This is a genomic window from Anoxybacillus sp. LAT27 (assembly GCF_022030075.1).
Lineage (GTDB): Bacteria > Bacillota > Bacilli > Bacillales > Anoxybacillaceae > Anoxybacillus > Anoxybacillus kestanbolensis.
Genome location: NZ_JAIWYK010000286.1, coordinates 1 through 234, shown reverse-complemented (window position 1 = coordinate 234; position 234 = coordinate 1). Strand labels below are relative to the sequence as shown.

Sequence of the window (234 nt, the reverse complement as noted above, 5' to 3'; positions counted from 1 at the left end):
GGCGGATTTGGAACAGCGGCTTGCCCGGATCACCGCCTGGACACAGGAAATCGGACAAATGGCGCCGCTGGTCGTCGACGAGTACCGCAGCCGTCTGCATCAGCGCATGGCCGAATGGGCCGAAACTGCTCCGTTTGAACTGGACGCGCAGCGCCTTGCGCAGGAAGCGGCCTTTTTGGCCGACCGTTCCGACATCAGTGAAGAAGTGACCCGTCTTACGAGCCACTGCTCCCA

1 protein-coding gene is annotated in these 234 nt (G+C 62.0%); it reads left to right on the top strand.

What is annotated here, in order from left to right; genetic code table 11:
- The coding region (locus LD028_RS09485; RefSeq protein WP_237811673.1) for an endoribonuclease YicC domain-containing protein at window positions 1-234 on the top strand (234 nt) is incomplete at both ends.